The following is a 22144-nucleotide window of genomic DNA, read 5'->3' as shown; positions in this document are numbered from 1 at the left end:
TCTTGCCGCTGCCGGTCGGTCCGGTGATGAGCAGGATGCCGTACGGGCGCTCGATCATTTCCCGGAAAATAGTCTGGTTGCGCTGACCGAACCCGAGCAAGTCGATCGACTTCACTCCGGTGCTCAGATCCAGGAGCCGGAGCACGATCTTTTCCCCGTGAATCGTCGGCAGCGAGGAAACCCGGATGTCGATCGTCCGATTGTCGAACGTCATCTTCATCCGGCCGTCCTGCGGCAGACGCCGTTCGGCGATGTTCAGCTTCGCCATAATCTTGAGGCGTGCGGTGATGAAGCCCTGCATCTGCTTCGGAATCGTCCGCTCCGTCCGCAGCACGCCGTCCAGACGGTAACGGATCGACACGCTCGCCTCGCCGGGATCGACATGAATATCCGACACCCGTAGCTGCATCGCCTGTTGGATCATCTGGTTGACGAGGCGGACGACCGGGGAATCCTCGTTGGTGATCTCCGTCTCGCGGATCTCTTCCTGCGTCGTCGGGAGCTCGCCCATGATCTGGCTCATCGAATCCTGCAGGCCGTAGTGACGGGCGATCGCACGGTTGAGCTCGTCCCGGCTCGTAATGGCCGGCTCGATCCGGAAGCCTGTGCTCATCCGCATCTCTTCGATCGCGAAGTAATCGAGCGGGTCCGCCATCGCGACGAGCAGCTTGCCGCCTTCCTTTTGAATCGGGATCGCTTGATAGCGCCGAGCCAGCGCTTCAGGAAGAATCTGCGTGATGGAGGGTTCGATCTGGTATTTGAAGAGACTGACGTGCGGGATGCCAAGCTGGAATTCGAGCACTTCGATCAGTTGCCGCTCGTTGATGTAGCCCTGCGTGATGAGCAGGTCCCCGAGCTTCTGCTTCGTCTTGCGCTGCTCCTGCAACGCCTCCTGAAGCTGCGCCTCGGAGATGATGCCACTCTCGACCAGCAAGTCTCCCAATCTCTTCTTTACGATCGCCAATCCGACCACCCCCAACACTAGTTCGATAGTCCTGCTTATGTCTATGTTAAATGCGTGTAAATTTCCAGTAAAATAAATGATACCGCTCGACTTATTTCCAACTTTTTTCTCAGAAGGATTATATATCGCCGCATAAAGAAAAGACAAGCAGCTTTTTATGGCATAATTACCCATTATTCGACACAAAATTTGTTCAGTTTTTTTTCAGAAGAATATGGTAAAATCGGTTCGGAAAGTTCTAGGTCTAGTATCCTACTTAATTCATCAAGCGAGAATCTTACATAGAGAACCATGAGGGGGAGAGAATATGTCGCGAATTCGAAATTGGTTGAGCTTGGCGTTGGCGGCTGTTTTAGTCATCGGAGGAATCCCCGTTACGGCATTCGGGCCGGCTCATGCGCATGCGGCTACCTACAAAGTCGTAACGTTGACCGGCACGGCGTCAAACAACAATGTCCGCAATGTCGTCTTAAGCGGCACACAATTGCGCCTAACCACAGATACGGCGACAAAGTTTATTATGACCGACTGGGGTGACGGCACCGTATCGCTGCGTTCGCAGGAGAACGGTCTTTTCGTAACGGCCAACGGTACGAATGATTTGACCGCATCCGCGACTGCCGTCAAAATCACGGAAACGTTCAAAAAGGTTGCGTCGGGCAACGAATTTACGTTTATGTCGCTCTCGAACAACAAGTATTTGACGACCGTTTCCAGCAATGGCGGCAGCAATAGTACAACTACGATTAAAGCCAACAGCGATACGGCTACGGATGTTAGACAGAAATTCACCATCACCGACGTCACGCCCACCTCGTCCAAACAAGAAATCCGCGTACTTGAGATTACGGACGACGGCACGTCGGATCTTCTGCCGATCTTAAGCAGCTACAACGATCCCGTCATCAAGGTCGATTCCATCCGGATGAAGCAATTCGTCGCGCAGCGGGACGAGCTCGACGGGCGCTACGACGCAATCTATATCGGCAAAGGCGCTTACAACGCTACGCTCGTCTCGACCAGCGGCCAGAACCACGATACAAAAAGCATCATGAACGACATTACGAATTTAAAAATGGGCGAAATTCAGAATTACTACATCGATCGCGGCTTGCCCGTCATCGTCTACAGCCAGAAAACGAGTTCTGCCTCAAGCGGCGCATTGTACCAAAACAAAGCGGGCATTTTGAATGCCGCCTTTTTGCCCTACGCGACCGCCCTTTCCGGATCCGATACGAAATTCGTTCCCGCCTCGAACAAGAGCAACGTGATCTTCGTCGGCGACTCTAGCTTGGCCAACGCCAACGCCTTCCTGACGAAGACCGATCTGATCAGCCGCGCAGCCGAACGGCCGCGCCTTGTGGTGACGGGCAAACCGATCGATTATACCGCCAATCAAAATCAGATCTATGTAGCAGGAGATACACTCACCTATACGTTCGACGTCGCCAATGTCGACAATATCGCACAGCGGAGCATGACCGCCAACCTGTATATCGGCATCGACAGCGTCCTGAAGTTCGATTCGAACAATCTGATCGTGTCGCAGCCCGTGACGTCTACGACCGGCAACACGCTCACCTTTCGCCTGCCCAAAGGCTACTCCGGCGTCCATTATTGGAAGCTCGAGCTCGTCGATCAAGGCAGCAAGCTGAAGGATATCCAAAGCGGTGTGCTCCGCTTCCGCGACGAGGTCACGAAGATCAACGTCCTGCAGGTTGTCACCTCCAACGCGGACACGACCAGCAGCCTGCTCAAGTCCAACAATATGAATCAGAATTACCTGAAGACGGACGACTACGAGATTACCATCACCGTCATGTCCATGAACAACTTTAACAACAGCGGCTACACCCAGCTCAACGGTTATTACGACATGCTGATTTTCGGCTTCGCGGATTCTTACAATGGCGGCGCCAACATCAGCGCAACGGCCGCCGCCGCAGTCAATGCTTATATTGCCACGGGACAAAGCGTCATGTTCACGCACGATACCGTGTACCAAGGCAGCTCGAACTGGATCAGCTACTTCCAGAACGCGACCGGCCAGTTAAGTCCGATGACCAACATGGGTCTGAGCGCGCCCAATCCTTCCACGACGACAAAAAAAGTGAACGACGGCCTGCTGACGCGATTCCCGTTCAATATCAGCAGCGTCATCACGCAGGTCAATACGACGCATGATCAGTACTTCGGCCTGAAGCTGGAAGATCCGAAACTAATCCCTTGGTACAACATTACGGGCGGTCCGCGGGACGACGACGACAGCTGGAACCACTATTATACGTACTCTTACGGCAACGTCACCTACTCCGGTACGGGACATACAAATCACGACTTCCCGGACTGGGAGCAGCGCCTGTTCGTCAATACGATGTACCGGGCGTTTATCGGATCGAACCATGCGCCGATCGTGAACGTCAGTACGCCGACGAACTACGCGGATACCGGCAAAATCATTCCGTCGTACAACAAGGTGCTGCTGAGCTATACGGCGCAGGATTACGACGTCATCGACCGCACGCTTAGCACGGCCGTCACGTTCAAATACCGGGCTGGCACCTCCGGCGCTTGGACCGAAAAGCAGGTCAAAGCATACACAGACGTCAAAACCGGCGACATCGTCACCGAATCGTACGACAACCCGCTCCCGGACGGGGGCGAACTTGTTATCTACGTCACGGCAAAGGACAAAAGCGGCGCGAGCGCCACGCAAACGATTACGACAAAAGTTGTGAAGGTAACTGCCAACGTAGACCTGACGCGAACGCTCTCCGCCAACGTCGTCAACAACCAGGTAGAGAAGAACGTACCGTTCACGATGACTTACACGATTACGCCGAAGAGCATTCCTTACCAAAACGGCATTAACGCGGAAGATTTGGTCATCAAAAACTTCAAGCTCGACGAAAAGCTGCCGGCCAATCTTGAAGTGTTCGCGGCAGATACGTCCCCCTTGCTGTTGAATCCGGCTGTATCCGGCACGCTGGCCGCCGGGTACCGTTTGACCGGCTCGCTGGCCGACATTCAATACCGCTTGAGCCAGGACGGCAGATCCTTCGTCGCCGATCCGGTCAGCTTCACGGTGAAGGTGACGCCGAAGCAGAACGGCAGCTACCTGCTCGACAATTCGAACTTGAACTTTACGGACTTTTACGTAAACGGAGCCACCGTGACGAAGGATATCGAGCGCAGCCTCCAATTTCAGCCCTACCAGGTTGAAGCCGTCACGAAGATGGCCAGTCTGAAGCTGCCCGACACGATCATCGCCAAAGGCGACGAGTCGATCCTGACGCCGGACATCGGTCCTGAAGATACGTCCAACAAGACGCTGACCTGGACGACCGATCGTGCGGATCTCGTAACGGTCGACGCCAAAGGCGTCATCAAGGGCATCGCCGAAGGTACGGCCAAGATTACCGCGACGGCGACGGACGGCAGCGGATTGACCGCCGTGTCGAACGTGACGGTCGTCGTTCCCGGCATCAACATCGTCGGACCGAATACGGTCAACGTAGACGACACGATTAATCTTGAAGCGAAGCTCATCTTGGCCAACGAGACGCTAACCGGACTCACCTGGTCCATCGGCTCCGGCCAATCCGCGATCGGAGAGCTCGCAAACGGCGCGGACGACATGAAAAAGACGCTGACCGGCGTCAACGCCGGCCCAATCGACATCACGGTCGTCGCGACGACAAGCAAGGGCAAGACCTATACCAAGACGTATCGCGTGACCGTCATCCAGCCGATCCAGCTCACGCTCCCTGCCGACATTCATATCGGCCTCGGCACGGAGTGGAAGCGGGACTTGTGGAATACCGCGCTCGGCGTGACGCCTGCGGCGAGCAAGACGGGGATCCAGAGCTATACGACATGGACGAGCAGCGATTCCGCCATCGTCGAGGCAGGAACGGGCAATGGCGTCGTCATCGGCAACAAGACCGGATCCGCCACGGTCGAGGCTTCCTATCAAAAAAATCCGAAGACGACGCCTGTCACCGCTTCGACGCACGTCACGGTCGTGGACCTGAGCGTTCCTGAACAAGTTACGTTGGGGAAAGGCAAGACGCTCGACGTAAAAGCGCTGGTTGGCGCCGCTCCATCCGAAATTAGCTCGGCGGTGCTCGGCCGTCTGACATGGAGCGACGAGATCGGCAAGGACTTCGCGTCCATAGCCTCAGCCACAGGGATCGTCACCGGTACCGCGGCCGGCGTTGAAAATATAACGGTGACCTACCGACAGACGGATGGCGGTCCGATCGTCATCCAGAAGACGATTCAGGTGAATGTGGTGGATATCACCGGCCCATCGGACGTACTCGTTGCCAAAGGGGACAAGATGGATCTGGCCGCGCTGATTACAGTCTTGCCCAGCAGTCTGGGCGAAGGTCATCTAAGCTGGAGCAGCGAGGCTACTGGCACGGCGCTAGTTGGACAGGACGGCGTCGCTACCGGCAAGGAAGCGGGCACGACCAAGATCACGGTGTCTTACAGAGAAAAGCCGGAGGGTCCGGTCATCGCGCAGTGGACCATCAACGTGCATGTCGTCGAGCTGTCGCTCAAGGATAGCGTCACGCTTGCCGTCGGCGGCAGCTATGACCTGAATGGCGCAATCGTCACCGCCAATCCGTCGAATATCGTTAAGGATTTGAAGTGGAGCGACGAACCGGGGAAAACCTATGCGAGCGTAGACGCAGCTACTGGGATTGTCACTGGTAAGGCCCCCGGCTCCGAAACGATCACGGTGACGTACGCCCTACCGGGAAACAATGAGGCGACGATCACAAAAACGATTACCGTCAATGTCGTTAAGCTCGAAGGCCGTACGGCGACAATTCCGGTCGGCATGACTGTCGATCTGAGGGATCTGCTGGCGATAAAGCCCGAATCTCTCGAATCCCAGATTAAGGCTTCCGTGACCTGGAGCGAAGACGCATCGAACAGCACGATCGCGGTGAGCAACAGCACGGCCACGGGCAAACGCGTCGGAATGGAATCGGTAATGGCATCCTACAAGCCCGATCCATCGCGCCCATCGATCGACACAAGCGTTGAAGTCGAGGTCATCCCCGTCGTGCTCGATCTGCCGAAGACGCTGACGATCGGGCTTTGGTCGGAAGAATTGAGGAATGATTTCGATTTGTCGGATAGCCTGGGGATTAAACCAGCTGAATGGCGCGACTCGCTTCGGCCGCATATCAAATGGTCGAACATGGACGCCGGGGAAAAAGTCGGTTTAAGCGGCAGCACCATCAGAGGACTGCTTGCGGGCAACGAGCACATCAGCGCCGTCTATGCGAATTCTGCTGCGCCCGACTATACCGTGTCGGGCTCCGTCAATGTACGTGTCGTGGGTCTGTCGTTCGACGGACCGATCACGATCGGCAACACGATGAGCGAATCGCTCGCCTCGCACATCAAGATCGAACCCGAAGAACGCCGCGACGAGATTCTCCCGCTGCTTCACTGGTCGGTCGAATCGGGCAGCCAGTATCTCACCGTATCGGACGCGGGCGAGGATAAGGGCACGGTTACTGGAGAGACGCCGGACAACAAGCCCGGCAAAGGCGTTATCTTCGTGACTTACGCGCCGGAAGACGCGGTTGCGATCATTTCCGCTAAGATCGAAGTGAATGTTGATCCGGTGTATCTTGGTCCGCCGACGTCGATGACGATTCGCTGGAAGCAGCCACCGATCGACTTCATGCAGGACGGCACACTGTCTGAGTTGCCGACGGACATTAAGAGCAAGCTGCGTTGGACGATCTCGGACGACAACAAGTCCGAATTGAAGGGCAGCAGCCTGAATCCGAACAAAACGGGCACCGCCACCGTTACGGTCGCCTACCGCAAGACGGATGCAGATAAGGACCTTGCGAAGCGGGAGTTCACCGTTAACATCGTTGACCTTGCACTTCCCGAATCGCTCTCCATCCCGTCCGGAGGACAGCTGACGCTCAAGCCGAGTCAGTACAGCAGTGTCGAGAAGCTGAGTATTTTACCGGATAGCGGAGCACTGCACGATTGGATCGATAGCCACCTGAAATGGAGTGCCGAAGGCAAAAACTTCTTGACGGTAGATAGCGACGGTTTGGTGAGCGCGATCAATAACAGTGGTAAATATGCGCTTACCGAGAAAGTGACGGTCAGCTACAAGCCTGTCGACGGAAACGAAATTACGGAAACGGTGACGATCTCGATATTACCGGCCGTACCGAACAATATGACTTACGGCGAGAATAAATACTAGAAATACGAAAGAGCCCCTCTTGACGGGGGCTCTTCGTTTTAGAAATTAAGTTTGCGATTTATTCATCGTCGAAATGTTTTTTACCAACCCGCATATTAATCGTTTTTACGCGCGGCAGTCCGACATTTTGATCCACATAAATTTGATCGTAGTATTGGATGATGAAGCGACTTCGCAATCGCTTATAATCGTTTTCCTTCGGCTCGCTTCCCTTGTCCCTTGGTTCCATGGGGATGAGATTCATCTCGTCCGGCTTCAAAGACTTGTCGTTCTCGGCGGGTTCCTCCGTGTTCCCGAGCACGGCATTGATCACCAGATCCCCTTTAGCGAAGAATCCCCCTCTGATCCAAAAGGCCGACCCTACGCCGTACAGCTCTGCATCGGGCTCCAATTCCAGGTTGGAGTCGGTATAGAAAAAGGCTTTCAGCATCGGCGGATTATTAGAGCCCTGATTGTCTTTAGTCAGATCCGGATCGAACGGAGCGTTGATCTTATTAAAGGAGTCGACCCGGTTAATGAATATTTGTCCTTTCGTCATGAGCAGCAGCTCTTTTTCTTTGCCTGCGACTTTTAAGCCTGCGATCTCTGCATCCTGAATGGTCGCCTTGCCTAGCGCGATAATGGTCGCGTCCATTTCGACTCTGCCTTTAACCACCACGTCTCCGTTGACCAGAATATTGCCCAGTATCTCCAACGGTACTGGTTTGGTTTGGGGGTCAGAAGCGCCCATTTGATTATCGATGATCAAGTCTCCGTTCACGATAAGCCAGTTGCTTTGCATATAGGTGCCGTTTTTCGTACGCGAATTTTTGAAATCGGGATTAAAGCGCAGTTGCTTCAATTCGTTGCCGTTAATCGTCAAATTGCCATCATAAATTTTAGTTTTCTCTAACTGGCTTCCCTTGCTAAATGAAGATAAGTAGCTCTCCATCTTACTTAAAAAATCTTCGTATTGCTCATTCGTAGGGTTTTTCGGAGGCGTTGGTTTGACCTGCAGCGTAGTTAAGGGTTTCATATTCGCTCGGATAAAATTACGAGCTTTATTGCTTCCTTTACTTATCTCGCTCAGGTCGTCCAGGACGGGATAATTGTCCCGATCCGTCTTAGAAGCGCCTAACGCCTCCGCCAGCTTGTCCAAAAACGACTCTTCAATGTTAATGGATACGAATTTGTTTTTATCCCTGTATTTTACGTTTTCGATCGAATTGTTAATCGCGGTCTTGACCTGAGTGGCACTGTTGGCCTTATCCAAATCTATCGGGGAATATTCCGCTTCATTGAGAAAATCGCAATAACTCGTACTCATACAAGTTTTGATACTTTCATTGTTCTGTACATACACCGTTCCGTCAAGCGTTGGAAATTGCGTCATCATATATTGTTGTGGTTCACTGGCAAGGTGATTGTATATATAATCGGCCTGATTTTTGACGCGCAGGTTCAGTCCCGAATAAAAGTCTCCAATAATATAGGGCGCGCCGTTCAAGTACACGCTGCTCTCGGATCCTGCCGCGTACTTCAGAAATTCAGGATAAGAGTCCAAGGTGATGTCTTGCACGAGAACCCGCCTGACGCCATTGACCTCGGCCTCTGCTTTGACCTTTATCGTCACTTCCACGTTTTCAACGACTTCCGGCTTCGACTTCTGCGCCGTGTCTGACGGTAATTCAAATTCGAGAATTCGTCCGCTTGCGCCTTCGAGTCCGCTAGTCGTTTTAGCGTCATTATTGATTTTCACCTTAATCTCTTCTAAGTCGCTTGAGAGATGCTCCAGATCGATCGCTCCCTCCTTCTTATCGAACTTCAGCGCGATCTCGGCCGCCGCTTCGTTCAGCGCGCGCTCCGCCAGATGCAGACTTTGAACATCGTTCTCGCGCGTCTCCGAGCGCTTCGCGCCGCCGAGCGTAGCCCCCATGACCGCGACGCCCAGGATCGTAAATACCAGCACCATAAATACGACGAGCAGCAGCGCGGAGCCTCGTTCTTCGCGCAGACGAAGCGTCTTCATCTTCATCCCCCTCTTCAAAATCCGAACCGGCTCTCAAGCTCGAGCTCCTGCCTTCTGCCGCCGTACATCTGATAAAGCACCAGCTTGATATCAATCCTGCCGCTGCCGCAAATCGGCGAAGCGGGCGTGCACACGAGCGTAATGCCGGATCTCGCTTGATCGATCTTGGAGTCGGTCTCCACCGGTTGGACAGCCGAGGTTTTCGTATCGACGATCTCCAGCCGCTCGTTCGTCAATCGAAGCGAATAAATGACGTCTTCAATCGCCCTGACGTCGTCAATCGCTAATAGGTCGATGCCATAAGACGACTGCCTCACGGAGGTAGCCCCTTTATCATAAAGCTGGGAGATGACGGTCGACATGATCAGGTCCCCTTCGTCACGGAGTGAATTTTCGACCGTCACTTTGTGATAGGTGTTGAATCCGAACTGAATGACCCCGTAAATCGCGAGCAAGGCCATAGACATAATCGAAATGGAAGCGATCAGCTCGATTAAGGTCAAACCGCTTTCTTCGCCGCGAAGTCGTCTAACGAATCTTTTCATTCGCGATATATCCCTCCACTTCCGAAGCGCTACGCTTGTCCGACGGATCGGCCGCGTCGACCACGCTGACCCTGACCGGGATCAAATAAGGCGCCAAATCCAGCTTCGTCAGGAGCTTGGGATCGTAGGTGACGCTGATGTTAAAATGCGTGCCGTTGACTGTAGGCGTCAACACTTCCATTAAAGTCGGGATGGACTGCATGAGCGCCACCATCTTGGCCGTGCAGCCTGAACTGCCCGCATTTTCTTCCGAGCAGGCGGCAGGATCGAAGGTGACCATGCTTTCCGGATTAAGCTCGGGGTCGATAAAGTAGCTTTTCATGGCGTCAAAGCTCTGCTTCTCCACAAAAAACAGCGCGTTTCGCGCCAAATTCACCGCCACCGTCTTGTTCTGGTTCCCCTTCGCGTAGCTCATCGCCTGTATGAAAAACGCCGTCATGGCCAAAGAGACGATCGACAGGATCGTGATCGCGGCCAACACCTCGATTAAGGAGAAGCCTTCTTCGTCGGACTGGCGCTTCCGGAGCCAAGTTCTCAAAATATACTACCTACTTCCTATAAAAATAGCTACTTTCTACCTAAATTATTCTCTTATTTTAACATAGAGCTGCCGTTTAATACATGAGTGAATCGATCGAATCGGCAGGCTTCCGCCTGATTCGACAGGCCCGCCCCCGCCCCTGCGAATGCTTGGTGAACGTCCCCGCTATCCTTTATAATCGGATCAGAGAGGATGATCCGCAATGACGTTTAACCCGCAAGCCTATGCCGGCACAAGAGCGGAAAATGAGGAGCTGCTGCTCTCGCAGCTGCGGCACCTGATCGAAGACGAGCCGTACCGCATCGCCAACTTGGCCAACGCCTCCGCGCTGCTGCGCGGCTACCTGGAGGACATCAATTGGGTCGGCTTCTACCTGCTCGACGGGGATACCGGCGGACTCGTGCTCGGTCCTTTCCAGGGTCTGCCTGCCTGCGTCCGCATTCCCCTTGGCAAGGGTGTCTGCGGCACGTCGGCCGCAAAGCGCGAGACGCTGCGCGTGCCGGATGTGCACGCGTCTCCCGGGCATATCGCCTGCGACGCCGCGTCGTGCTCGGAGATCGTCTTGCCGCTCTATGACGCTGCAGGCGAGCTGATCGGCGTGCTCGATACCGACAGCCCGCTGCCGGATCGCTTCAGCGAAGACGATCAACGGCTCCTGGAGCGATTCAACGCGCTGCTGACGCAATACCTATAAAAGCAGGAGGTGAGTCCGATGCTGAAGTCGCTGGAGGCTATTGAAGCGTATCGCCGCGCGCCTTACGCCGAAGAGGCGCTGGCCGCAGCGCCCGCCTGGCTGAAGCTGCTCGCTTCCTCCGAAGAGACGGTCGTCAATCTGGAACGGATCGCGTCCATGAGCGAGCTGACGCAGTCCAATCCGGTGCTCGACTACGTGGAGCGCAGCCTGCGGCTGCTTGACGCGCTGCCGGTCTCCTATTGGATCAGGGAGCTAGTCGAAGAGGCGCTCGTCTGGTGCGAGACGGCCAAGGGCGGTTCGCGCCGGGAGCGGCACGCCTGGCAGGTGCAAGGGATCAATTTTCGTGTGCACAATATCGGCTCGGCCCAGCTGTATGCGCGTCAGGAGGCGGCAGGCGGCCTTGCCGGCGAGGGCCTGGCCAGCGAAGGCCTGGCCAACGAGCACAGTGAGCACGCCCTGCTCGTCCGTGCGCTCATCGAGACGCACGGCCTGGTCGGCCAGGAGCTCCGCGGCGAGGTGCCGCCGCAGGATCACGACCCGCTGGCTCGCGCCCTGGAGCGATCGCTGGCCGCGCCGGAGGAGCGGGAGCGGCTGCTGCTCGCGCTGAACTATTGCATCGTCGCCGCGGTATCCCCCGCGCTCTGGGCGGAGGTCGAATCCGAGGTCGCCGCGATCGTACGCCGGATCGCCGCCGGCAACGCCGCCGAGACGCAGCTCACGATCCGCGAGCGCTTGCGCAGGCTGCGGACGCAGTCGATCCTCAGGGGCGAGGATTTCGACGGCGAGCTGACCGCGCTCGACGACAGCCATCAGGTGCTGGCAGCCCTGCAGCCGCTCGAATCCAAGACGTTCTGGTACGTTGAGTCGGCGCTGAAGGACTTTTCCCTGGCGCAATTCCTGAAGGTGTTCGCCATCGTCGCGAGCGACGCTTCGCTGTCCGACGTCAAGCATATCAGCTTCGAAAACGTCATGAACGCGATGTACTACGACTACAAGAGCAGCAAAAAAATCAACGTCTATAAAAAGCGCATTATCGAAAAGTACCTGGGCGAGCTGGATTGGGACCGCATTCGGACAGGCGACGTCCGGCACGACAATCCCCATCTCCGTCACCGCCTCGTCCGCAAGACCGGTCTGCCGGACACGCTGTTTTTCGATTTCGAATTTTCGCCGGCCGCGGACAAGCTGATCGATTTTTGCGTGGAAGCCGAGAAGTCGTCGCTCTATGAGAAGGCGGTGCTGCTCCTGTTCGACCTGTTCGAGCTGCGCCGCGACGCCTACGACCGTTTCCACAACGAAGAGACTTATCTGGCGGACATGAACAGCACGGCGGATTATAAAAAGGTCATTCTGGACTTCGTCGTCGGCGAAAAGGTGCTGGACATCGGCCCCGGCGGCGGCGTGCTGCTGGACCTGCTGGAGGAAAAGCTGCCGCGCGTCAAAGCCGTCGGCATCGACATCTCGGCGAACGTCGTCGAGGCGCTGACCCGCAAAAAGCATGCGGAAGCCCGCGGCTGGGAGGTGCTTCAAGGAGATGCCCTGGCGCTCAAGGACTACGTCGAAGCCGGCAGCGTGGACACCGTCATCTTCTCTTCAATCCTGCACGAGCTGTACTCCTACATTCCTTATAACGGCGCGCGATTTAACCGGGATACGGTCGCCGCGGCGCTGAGGAGCGCATTCGACGTGCTCTCGATTGGCGGACGCATCATCATCCGCGACGGCATCATGACCGAGCCGGACGCGCGCCGCGTCATCCGGTTCCTCCAACCCGACGGACCGGCTTGGCTTGAGCGGTACAGCCGCGACTTTGCCGGGCGCAAGATCGTCTACGAGCAGTTGAGCCAGAACGAGGTCTCCCTGCCGGTCAACGACGCGATGGAGTTCCTCTACACGTACACCTGGGGCGAGGAAGCCTACGTTCACGAAGTTCAGGAGCAGTTCGGCTACTTCACGCCGAGCGAGTACGAGCGCTTCATTCGGGACACGCTGGGCGAAAAAGCAGAAATCGTCGTCATGCGCCACTACCTGCAGGAAGGGTATACCGAAGCGCTGGCGGACAAGATCGCCCTGTTCGACGAACAGGGACGTCCCGTGCCGCTGCCGGACAGCACCTGCTTTATCGTCGTCGAGAGACGCGGATAAACGACAAAAGCCGACGCGAACGCGCCATGCGTTCCGTCGGCTTTTTCCGATTCGATTAATGGTCGCGCCCAAGCTCCGGCTCCCGCACCGGCTCCTGTCTGAACACCCACAGCTTGCTTCCGGCGTAGTTGACGGCGAGCGAAGCAGCCACGGATACGAGCTTGGCGACGATCGGCGACAGGCCCAGCCCCTTCTCCGCGGCGAGCAGCACGCCGGTGGCGCAAAGGAAGGACAGTACGTTGACGAGCCCGAACTTGATCAATTCCTTCGCGCTGCCGCGCTCCCGCATGCCGAACGTCCACCGCCGGTTCCACCAGTAGCTGTTGAGGAAGGCGAGGAAGTACGAGACGCACTGGGCCGGCAGCGACGGCCAGCTGAGCGCATACACGAGCGCCGCGAAGATCGCGATGTCGATACCTGTATTCAGCACGCCGATGGAGGCGAATTTGAGGACGCGCTTGATTTCCCGGCTGTCGATTTTCATCAGAACATCTTGTAGCCGCCGCGCCGCAGCGCGCGGATCGCCCAGCCGCTCGTCAGCGCGCCCCCGATGCCGGCGAGGAACGGCAGCGTGAACACGCCGATGAAGGCGAGCACGCTCAGCTCCGGATTCCAGAAATGCCATACGCCCAGCGGCAGCACGACGATCACATATATCCAAGTCGGCAGCCAGGTCGTCTTGATCAGCATGTTCAGGATGAAGCCGATGCCGAAGAACAAGACGAAGAACAGCAGCGTGCCGAGAATCTCTTGCAAAATCTCTCTCATCTTAAATGTTAAGCCTCCCGGTCGGATGTATGCTCTATTAGTTTACAAGATCGGTTTGAGGACAGTCAACGCACGGGCGTCGGCGTTTGCCCGAGGGAGCGAATATAGGCTAAAATGAGAAAAGCCATGTTGGACAAGGCACGACGAGAAGGAGAGTTGCTAAAATGAGTGAAGCCGCACAAACGCTGGACGGCTGGTATGCGCTGCACGACTTCCGCACGATCGACTGGACGGCCTGGAAGGCCGCGAGCCCCGAAGAACGCGAGACCGCGCGTCAGGAGCTGCTGGGCCTCATCGCCGACTGGCGGGACACCGAAGCGCGCAAGGAAGGCAGCCTCGCCGTCTACGCGATCGTCGGCCAGAAGGCCGACTTCATGTTCATGCACCTGCGCGAGACGCTGGAGGAGCTGAACGCGATCGAGAACGCGTTTAACCGCTCGGCGTTCGCCAAGTTCGCGAAGCCTGAATATTCGTACGTGAGCATCGTGGAACTGAGCAGCTACCTCGCGCCGGCCGGCTCCGATCCGATGCAGATCCCCGAGGTCGCCGCGCGTCTCAAGCCGATCCTGCCGCAGTCGAAGCATATTTGCTTCTATCCGATGAACAAGCGCCGCCTGCTCGGCGACAACTGGTATTCGCTCTCGATGGACGAGCGCAAGACGCTGATGCGCAGCCATGGCATGATCGGACGCAACTACGCGGGCAAGGTCAAGCAGATCATCACGGGCTCGATCGGATTCGACGACTGGGAGTGGGGCGTCACGCTGTTCGCGGACGAAGCGCTGCAGTTCAAGAAGCTCGTGTATGAAATGAGGTTCGACGAGGTCAGCGCGCGCTACGGCGAGTTCGGACCTTTCTACGTCGGCAACCTGCTTACGGCGGACGGATTCGCGGATCTGCTGCGCGTCTAATCTTCGAATTTTAAAAAGCGCAATTCCATACGGCCCGAAGCCGTGCGGAATTGCGCTTTTTTATACATCCGAACGTGCCCCGCGTCCTTCGGCGAGGCGCGCGTCAAGCCGCTCCGCCAGCGCCACCAGTTCAAGCGGCTCGCCGATCGTATAGTCAGGACGTTCGCTCTCGTCGGCCGGCTCGCGCGGGTAGCGCGGCGTCCATGCGAGATGGACGCTCGTTATGCCGAGCGCATTGGCGCCCTTGACGTCCCGGCTCAGGTTGTTGCCGACCATCGCGACGCGGCCGCAGTCGTCCTCGCCAAGCCCGAGCGCGCCGAGCGCCGCCTTGAACATGCGGGCGTTCGGCTTGAGCGCCTTGATGTTCTCCGAGTAGATCATCGCCTCGAAATCGTCGTACAGCCCGTGCTGCCGAAAAATGTTCTTGAACGACTGCGCTTCTCCATCCGCGACAAGCGCCAGCGTAAAGCCTCGCTCGCGCAGCGTTTTCACCATGGCCGCGGCTCCCGGGATCAGCTCGGCGCTGACGACGATGCCGTCCGCGTCCCGGATCTCGGTCGATTCGTCCACGATCGTATCGCCGCTGTCCAGAAAGAGAATGAGCCGTCTTCGTTCGGACGCTGGCTTGTCGTATCGAAGTTTCATCCCTGCACCTCGTCAGCTTTTCTTTACGATCCAGGCATGGTCGGGATCGTTATGGAACCGCCAGACGCGCTTCGGCCCCGCCATGACGTTGAGATAATACACCTCGTAGCCCGGAGGCGCGGATACCGGGTGATAGCCCTTCGGCACGAGCACCGTCTGCCCGTCACCGACGGCCAGCGTCTTGTCGAGCGAACGATCGTCCGTGTAGACGCGCTGGACGGCGAAGCCTTGCTCCGGATGGACGCGAAAATAATACGTTTCCTCGAGCAGCGATTCTTCCGGCAACGCGTCGCGATCGTGCTTGTGCGGCGGATAGCTGGACCAGTGGCCCGCCGGCGTGAACACTTCGACGACGAGCAGGCTGTCGGCCGGCTCCGATTCGGGCAAAATGTTGTGGATATGGCGCAGCGTCGTTCCCTCTCCGCGCACCTCCGCCCCCACGTCGGTCGGCGTGATCAGCCGCGAAGCGCGGCCCTCTTGGCCGGGAGCGGCGCACACCGCCAGCTCGAGCGGCGTCAGCGCCTCGACGGCAAAGCGATTGCCCGCCGGCACGTAAACCGAATAGGGCGGCGTGCCCTCGAACACGTTCATCCGCGCCCCGACGTCCTTCCACTCGCCGTCCGCCGTCGCGATGTTCGCTTTGCCCGACAGCAGCACGAGGCAGTACTCCAGCTGCTCCGTCTCGCGGCGCAGCGTCATCCCCGGTTCCAGCCGATAGGCCTCGAAGCCGACGTAGTCCCAGCCGGCGGAGGCCGGCGTGACCGACAGCAGTCGGCCGTCCTCGTCCGGCACGGGCGCCGGACGCACGATCAATTCGGCCATGCCGATCACATCCCTTCCCGCAGGCTGTCCAGGTCGGACAGCTTCACGATGCGTTTGTACTGGCTCGACAGCTTGGAGGCCAGCGCGATCCGCTCGGCCCGATAGGCGTCCTCTCCGCTCACCGGCACCGGCGTTCCGTTCAGCAGGCATTCGATGAATTGCCTGGTTTCATCGATATAGGCGCTATTGTAGCGTTCGAGGAAAAAATGAAGCGGCTTGTCGCTCCGCACGCCGTCCCTCGTCGCCACCATCGCCGTGTTCGGGTAATCGTTGGCCGCCGCGACGCTGCCGTCTGCGCCGAACACCTCCGCGCGCTGATCGTAGCCGTAGGCCGCCCGGCGGCTGCAGTCGATGACGCCAAGTGCGCCGCCCTCGAAGCGCAGTGTGACGATGGCCGTGTCGACGTCGCCATGCGCCGCGAATACCGGGTCGACCAGCACGGCGCCCTGGGCGAATACCTCCTCCACTTCGCGGCCCGACAAATAACGCGCCATATCGAAGTCGTGGATCATCATGTCCATGTAAATGCCGCCCGACACCTTGATATAATCGGCAGGCGGCGGCGCCGGATCCCGGGAAGTGATACGGATCATATGCGGCTCGCCGACCGCTCCCTCCAGCACATGCTCGCGCACGCGCCTGAAGTTGTGGTCGAACCGGCGGTTGAAGCCGACCTGCAGCTGGACGCCCGCGAGGCGCACCGCTTCAAGCGCCTCCTCCGTCGCGGACAGATCCATGCTCACGGGTTTTTCGCAAAAAATGTGCTTGCCGTTCGCCGCCGCCCGCTTGATAAACGGCACATGCGTGTCCGTGGAGGAGCAGATAAATACCGCGTCGATCGCCGGATCGTCCAATAGCGCGTCGCTGTCCGCAATCGCGATGCCGCGAGCCGCCGCCCATTCCCGCAGCTCATCGCCCGCGAACGGGTCGCTGATCGCGACGATGGACGCCTTAGGATCGCGCAGCAGGTTGTCCGCGTGAATCCGGCCGATCCGGCCCATGCCGATGATGCCGATGTTGATTTTCTTCATGCCGCATCGCCTTTCGTCAGTAGTTAGGGATTACCAGCGCGCCGTGACCATCTTTTTGCGGGTGTAGAACTCGACGCCGTCGCCGCCGTTGGCGTGCAGGTCGCCGTAGAACGACTTTTTGAAGCCGGAGAACGGGAAAAACGCCATCGGCGCCGGCACGCCCAGATTGATGCCCAGCATCCCCGCATCGATCGTCTCGCGGAACTGCCGCACGCTCGAGCCGCTCGACGTGAACAGGCAGGCGCCGTTCGCGAGCTCGGAGGCGTTCGCGATATCGATCGCCGCCTCCAGCGTCTCGGCCCGCATGACCGACAGCACCGGCGCGAAAATTTCGTCCCGCCAGATCGCCATGTCCGTGCCGACCCGGTCGAAGATCGTCGGGCCGACGAAGTAACCCTCGCCTTTCGCCGCTTCGTCCTGACGGCCGTCACGGACCAGCTCCGCGCCCTCGCGCTCGCCGGCCTCAATGTAGCCCACTGTGCGCGTCTTGTGCGAATCGCGGATGACCGGGCCGAGGAACACGCCCGGCTGCGAGCCGTCGCCGATCGTGATCCGGTCGGCCGCCTCGCGCAGGCGCTGCACGAGCTCGTCGCCGATGCCGCCGACCGCGACGACGACCGCGCACGCCATGCAGCGTTCGCCCGCCGAACCGAAGGCCGCGCTCACGATCTCCTTGACCGCGAGATCCAGGTCGGCGTCGGGCAGCACGATCGAGTGGTTTTTGGCGCCCGCTAGCGCCTGTACCCGCTTGCCGTGCGCGGCGCCGGTCTTGTACACGTACTCGGCGACCGGCTGCGAGCCGACGAACGAGATCGCGCGAATGCCGGGGTGCTCCAGGATGCCGTTCACCACGTCGCGCGCGCCGTGCACGATGTTCAGGACGCCGGCCGGCAGGCCGGCCTCCTGGAACAGCTCGGCGAGCCGGTTCGCGAGCAGCGGCGTGCGCTCCGAAGGCTTGAGCACGAAGGCGTTGCCGCAGGCGATGGCGAGCGGGAACATCCAGCAGGGCACCATCATCGGGAAGTTAAACGGCGTGATGCCGGAGGCGACGCCGATCGGGTAGCGGTACATGCCCGATTCGAGATTTGTCGCGATGTCGGGCAGCTGCTTGCCCATCATGAGCGAAGGCGCGCCTGCCGCGAATTCGACGCATTCGATGCCGCGCAGCACTTCGCCGTGCGCTTCGGCGTAGCTTTTGCCGTTCTCGAGCGTCACGAGCCGGGCGAGCGCCTCCCAATTTTCGACCAACAGCTGCTGATATTTGAAAAGGATGCGCGCGCGCTTCGGTACGGGTGTCCGGCTCCATTCCTTGAAGGCGGACTCCGCCGCGGCGACCGCGCGGTCCACGTCCTCGCGCGAAGACAGCGGGACATGCGCCAGCACCTCGCCGTTCGCGGGATTGACGACCGCTTCCGTTCCCTTGCCCCATGCCTCGACCCATTCGCCGGCGATCCAATTTTTTAACGTATCCGCCATGACTGATTCCTCGCTTCCGTATTCATCGTTGAGTACCTTCAATTCGCGACGATCTCGCCGCGCTCGCAGCGCGCGATGTAGTCCTCGATCTGCCGCACCGTCGGCATCGCGTCGGAGCAGCTGTGGCTGGACACGACAATGCTGGCGGCGGCGCTGCCGAACGACATGCTGCGATCGACCGCCCAGCCGGACAGCAGCCCGTACAAGAAGCCGGTTGCATACGAATCTCCGGCGCCGAACGTCTTGATCACCTTGGCCGGATAAGAGACCGCCCGGTGTTCGCCGCCGTCCCGGGTGTAGGCGACGGAGCCGGCTTTGCCGTGCTTGACGATGACCAGGCTTGCCGCATGGCCAAACCACTTGGACGCCGTGAACGCGTCGCTGCGGTCCGGATTATGCTCGAAGCGCTCCATACTGTCGAATTCCTCGCGCGTGCCGACGATAATGTCGCTTTTCTCCGCGGCGAGATTGTAGTAGACGGCCGTCTCCTCCGGGGATTTCCACGTATAAGGGCGGTAATCGATATCGAAGGCGACGGCGGTGCCGTGCTTGCGTGCGTAGGTCAGCGCGAGCAGCGCCGCCTCGCGGGACGGGCTCGCGGCCAGCGCCGTGCCCGACAGGAGCAGCAGCCGGCTGCGGGCGATCAGCTCCTCGCTCACCTCGGACGGCGAGAGCAGCAGGTCCGCGACATTGTCCCGGTACATGAGGATGCTGCAGTCGGACGGGCTCTTGATCTCGGTAAAAGCGAGCCCCGTCACCGCGCCCGTCCGGTCGGTCGACACGCCCCGCGTATCGATGCCGTCGCGCCGCAAATAGCCCTCGATGAAGCGGCCCATCTGGTCGTCCGCCAGCTTGCCGATGAACGCCGTCCGCAGTCCGAGCCGGCTCGCGCCGATCGCGATGTTGGCCGGCGAGCCGCCGACGTACTTGGTGAAGGTGAGCGTCTCTTCCATCGGACGATTGATCTCGTTGGCGTTCAGATCGATGCACAGGCGGCCGAGCGCCGTCAGATCAAACTCGCGTCCTTCGGGCAGCTTGAGACCGCTCGTGGGCGCGCCCGCGTTTGCTTGCCGGCTTGGTTCCGTACTCATTCCCGTTCCTCCCTTTCCTGCGCCTCGATCAGCGCCGATAGATAAGCGAGCGACCGCGCCGCATATTCGCGCGGCGGATGCATCGCCGGATCCTGCTCGCCCTCGAGCATTGCCCAGCCGTCGTAGCCGCGCGTCCGCAGCTCCCGGACGATCGGGCCGAAGTCGATGCCGCCGTCGCCCGGCACGGTGAACACGCCTCTGCGGATGCAGGTGACGAAGTCGACGCCATCCGTGCGGGCCTTCTCAAGCGCTTGGAGGCGCACGTCTTTCAGATGAATATAGGCGATGCGGTCGTAATGCTTGCGCAGCAGCTCGAGCGGGTCCGCTCCCCCGTACAGCGCGTGCCCCGTATCGTAGAGCAGGAAGACGGACGCGGGATCGGTCATGGCCATCAGCCGATCGAACTCCTCGGGCTTCTCGATCGCGGTGCCGCCGTGATGATGGTACGTCAGCTTCAGCCCGAGTTCGCGCGCGATGCGGCCCGCCTCGTTCAGCCCCTCGGCCAGGCAGCGCCAGCCGTCCTCGTCCAGCCGAATCACCTCGCGTTCGCTGGGCGTGCGCCGCGGATCGAAGTGCAGCGAGCCGCCGACCTCGCACGTGCTGATGACCGTGCTGCCCATATCGCGGAGAAACTCGGCGTGCTTCCGGTAATCCGCCAGCTCTTGCTCGCGGTAAGCGGGATCGCTCAGCAGCACCGACTTCCAGCGCGAGACGAGGCGAATGCCCCGCGCGTCCAGCAGCTGGCGCAGCCGATCGCGGTCCTCCGGGAACTTGCGCCCCATCTCGGTGCCGGTCAGCCCCAAAGCCGCGATATCGTCCAAAATGTGCTCGCAGGTCGTCTCGTCGCCATGCTCCCGTACGTCCTCGCCGACCCAGTTGATCGGATGAATGCCCATTTTCCAAGGAAAAGCGCTCACTGAAAGTTCCTCCTAATAAGGTCTGGCTTCGCCGATCTTCCGCTTCATGACCGCATGCGCCTCGACCACGCGCTCGCCTGACGATACCTCCGGCACGCCGACGTTCCACCACGACTCGTAGCCGTCCGTGTTCGTGCCGGGCAGCACGGCGATCTCGATGAGCGTCGTGACCTTCTCTTCCCGTGCGCGCAGCAGCGCTTCGCGAAGCGTCTCGGCCGAGTCGGCCTTGTAAGCCGCCGCGCCCAGACTGCGGGCGTGCGCCGCGAAGTCGATCGGCATATACGCGCCCGTATAGCGGGAGGAGGAGCGTTCGCGATAGCGGAATTCGTTGCCGAAGCCGTCGCTGCCATGTCCGCGCTGCAGGTTGTGAATGCACTGGAAGCCGTGGTTGTCGAACAGCAGGATCGTGAACTTGCGGCCTTCCTGCAGACTGGTGACGAGCTCGGAATGCAGCATCAGGTAGCTGCCGTCGCCGACGAACGCGTACACCTCGCGGTCCGGCGCGGCGAGCGCCGCGCCAAAGGCGCCGCTCACCTCGTAACCCATGCACGAGAAGCCGTATTCGAGATGGTAGCCGTCCGGCGTGCCGGTCCGCCACAGCCGCTGCAGGTCGCCCGGCAGGCTGCCGGCGGCGCACACAATGACCGCCTCATCGCCTAGCGTCTCGTTGACGACGCCAAGCGCGCGCGTCTGCGCCAGGCCGTCCTCGCGCTCGAGCGCGTACAGCCGATCGACTTCGGCATTCCATTGGGTGCGGATATCGGCGATCTCGTTCGCGCCGTACGCCGTGCGGTAGCCGAGTGCGAATAGTCGCTCAAGCAGCATCTCCAGCGCCGCCTTCGCATCGCCGATCCAGGCAGCGCCCTCCAGCTTGGCGGCGTCCATGCCGCTCACGTTGATGTTGAGATAAGCGGCACCCTCGCGGGAGAAGGCCGACTTCGAGGCCGTCGTAAAATCGGAGTAGCGGGTGCCGATGCCGCTGATCAGGTCCGCCTCCTTCGCCAGCCGGTTCGCTGCGAGCCCGCCCGTCACGCCGATGCCGCCTACGTTCAGCGGATGGCTCCAGGGCAGCGCCCCGCGTCCCGCCTGCGTCTCGGCGACCGGGATGCCGAACGCTTCCGCGAACGCCGCGAGCGCTTCGGACGCGCCGGAATAGCGGACGCCGCCGCCGGCGACGATGAGCGGCCGCTTGGCCGCGGCCGCGAGGCGGACGCAGCGCTCGATCGCCTGTGGGGCGGGCAGGGTGCGGTCGCGGTAATGCACGCGCTTGGCGAAAAAGGCGGCCGGGTAATCGTACGCCTCGGCCTGCACGTCCAGCGGCTGGGCGAGCGTC

General features: G+C 59.3%; 17 protein-coding genes. 4 read left to right on the top strand and 13 right to left on the bottom strand.

Going from position 1 to position 22144, the window contains the following annotated elements:
• The coding region (locus KVT38_RS30935; protein ID WP_217597610.1) for a GspE/PulE family protein at positions 1-964 on the bottom strand (964 nt) is incomplete at its 3' end.
• A gap of 520 nt (positions 965-1484) precedes the next feature.
• On the opposite strand from KVT38_RS30935, the gene KVT38_RS30930 reads away from it, so the two are divergent.
• A complete protein-coding gene (locus KVT38_RS30930) occupies positions 1485-7217 on the top strand; it encodes an Ig-like domain-containing protein (RefSeq protein WP_217597609.1) in 5733 nt (1910 codons plus the stop codon).
• Positions 7218-7275: 58 nt separating this feature from the next.
• Here KVT38_RS30930 and KVT38_RS30925 read toward each other — a convergent pair whose 3' ends face one another.
• Genes KVT38_RS30925 through KVT38_RS30915 form a run of 3 tightly spaced genes read right to left on the bottom strand, consistent with a single transcriptional unit; the run spans position 7276 to position 10308 of the window.
• Positions 7276-9225: a hypothetical protein gene (locus KVT38_RS30925; RefSeq protein ID WP_217597608.1), complete on the bottom strand. Its 1950-nt coding sequence runs from the start codon at positions 9223-9225 to the stop codon at positions 7276-7278.
• Between the two features lie 14 nt (positions 9226-9239).
• On the bottom strand, positions 9240-9770 hold the full coding sequence (locus KVT38_RS30920) for a PulJ/GspJ family protein (protein WP_217597607.1): 531 nt from the start codon (positions 9768-9770) through the stop codon (positions 9240-9242).
• The gene (locus KVT38_RS30915) at positions 9754-10308 is read right to left on the bottom strand and encodes a type IV pilus modification PilV family protein (RefSeq protein WP_217597606.1); all 555 of its coding nucleotides are present in this window, start codon (positions 10306-10308) and stop codon (positions 9754-9756) included. Before KVT38_RS30915 ends, KVT38_RS30920 begins: the two co-directional genes overlap by 17 nt.
• A gap of 205 nt (positions 10309-10513) precedes the next feature.
• On the opposite strand from KVT38_RS30915, the gene KVT38_RS30910 reads away from it, so the two are divergent.
• Positions 10514-11005 (top strand): GAF domain-containing protein, encoded by a 492-nt coding sequence (locus KVT38_RS30910; protein ID WP_217597605.1) that lies wholly within the window; start codon positions 10514-10516, stop codon positions 11003-11005.
• 18 nt (positions 11006-11023) lie between these two features.
• Positions 11024-13150: a class I SAM-dependent methyltransferase gene (locus KVT38_RS30905; RefSeq protein WP_217597604.1), complete on the top strand. Its 2127-nt coding sequence runs from the start codon at positions 11024-11026 to the stop codon at positions 13148-13150.
• Between the two features lie 55 nt (positions 13151-13205).
• Here KVT38_RS30905 and KVT38_RS30900 read toward each other — a convergent pair whose 3' ends face one another.
• On the bottom strand, positions 13206-13634 hold the full coding sequence (locus KVT38_RS30900; RefSeq protein ID WP_217597603.1) for a GtrA family protein: 429 nt from the start codon (positions 13632-13634) through the stop codon (positions 13206-13208).
• Positions 13634-13918, bottom strand: coding sequence for a YuiB family protein (locus tag KVT38_RS30895; RefSeq protein WP_217597602.1), 285 nt, complete (start codon positions 13916-13918; stop codon positions 13634-13636). The genes KVT38_RS30900 and KVT38_RS30895 overlap by 1 nt, the downstream gene beginning before the upstream one ends.
• Before the next feature lie 164 nt (positions 13919-14082).
• Between KVT38_RS30895 and hemQ the strand changes: the two genes are divergently transcribed.
• Positions 14083-14829, top strand: coding sequence for a hydrogen peroxide-dependent heme synthase (gene hemQ, locus KVT38_RS30890; protein ID WP_217597601.1), 747 nt, complete (start codon positions 14083-14085; stop codon positions 14827-14829).
• A 60-nt stretch (positions 14830-14889) separates the two neighbouring features.
• Here hemQ and KVT38_RS30885 read toward each other — a convergent pair whose 3' ends face one another.
• From KVT38_RS30885 to KVT38_RS30855, 7 genes are all read right to left on the bottom strand, one after another.
• Positions 14890-15474, bottom strand: coding sequence for an HAD family hydrolase (locus KVT38_RS30885; protein ID WP_217597600.1), 585 nt, complete (start codon positions 15472-15474; stop codon positions 14890-14892).
• Positions 15475-15486: 12 nt separating this feature from the next.
• A complete protein-coding gene (iolB, locus tag KVT38_RS30880; RefSeq protein WP_217597599.1) occupies positions 15487-16296 on the bottom strand; it encodes a 5-deoxy-glucuronate isomerase in 810 nt (269 codons plus the stop codon).
• A gap of 5 nt (positions 16297-16301) precedes the next feature.
• Positions 16302-17327 carry an inositol 2-dehydrogenase gene (gene iolG, locus KVT38_RS30875; protein WP_217597598.1) on the bottom strand — a complete coding sequence of 342 codons (1026 nt, stop codon included), beginning with the start codon at positions 17325-17327 and terminating at the stop codon, positions 16302-16304.
• 30 nt (positions 17328-17357) lie between these two features.
• Entirely contained in the window at positions 17358-18803 is a 1446-nt protein-coding gene (locus KVT38_RS30870) for a CoA-acylating methylmalonate-semialdehyde dehydrogenase (RefSeq protein WP_217597597.1), read from the bottom strand.
• A gap of 38 nt (positions 18804-18841) precedes the next feature.
• Entirely contained in the window at positions 18842-19894 is a 1053-nt protein-coding gene (iolC, locus tag KVT38_RS30865; protein WP_217597596.1) for a 5-dehydro-2-deoxygluconokinase, read from the bottom strand.
• Positions 19891-20811 (bottom strand): myo-inosose-2 dehydratase, encoded by a 921-nt coding sequence (iolE, locus tag KVT38_RS30860; RefSeq protein WP_217597595.1) that lies wholly within the window; start codon positions 20809-20811, stop codon positions 19891-19893. The genes iolC and iolE overlap by 4 nt, the downstream gene beginning before the upstream one ends.
• A gap of 12 nt (positions 20812-20823) precedes the next feature.
• On the bottom strand, positions 20824-22144 hold a 1321-nt coding region (locus KVT38_RS30855; RefSeq protein WP_217597594.1), incomplete at its 5' end, for a thiamine pyrophosphate-dependent enzyme.

This window comes from Cohnella sp. GbtcB17 (assembly GCF_019091135.1).
Classification (GTDB): domain Bacteria; phylum Bacillota; class Bacilli; order Paenibacillales; family Paenibacillaceae; genus Cohnella.
Note: the sequence above shows the minus strand (reverse complement) of the source record. Positions and strands in the feature narration are given on the sequence as shown.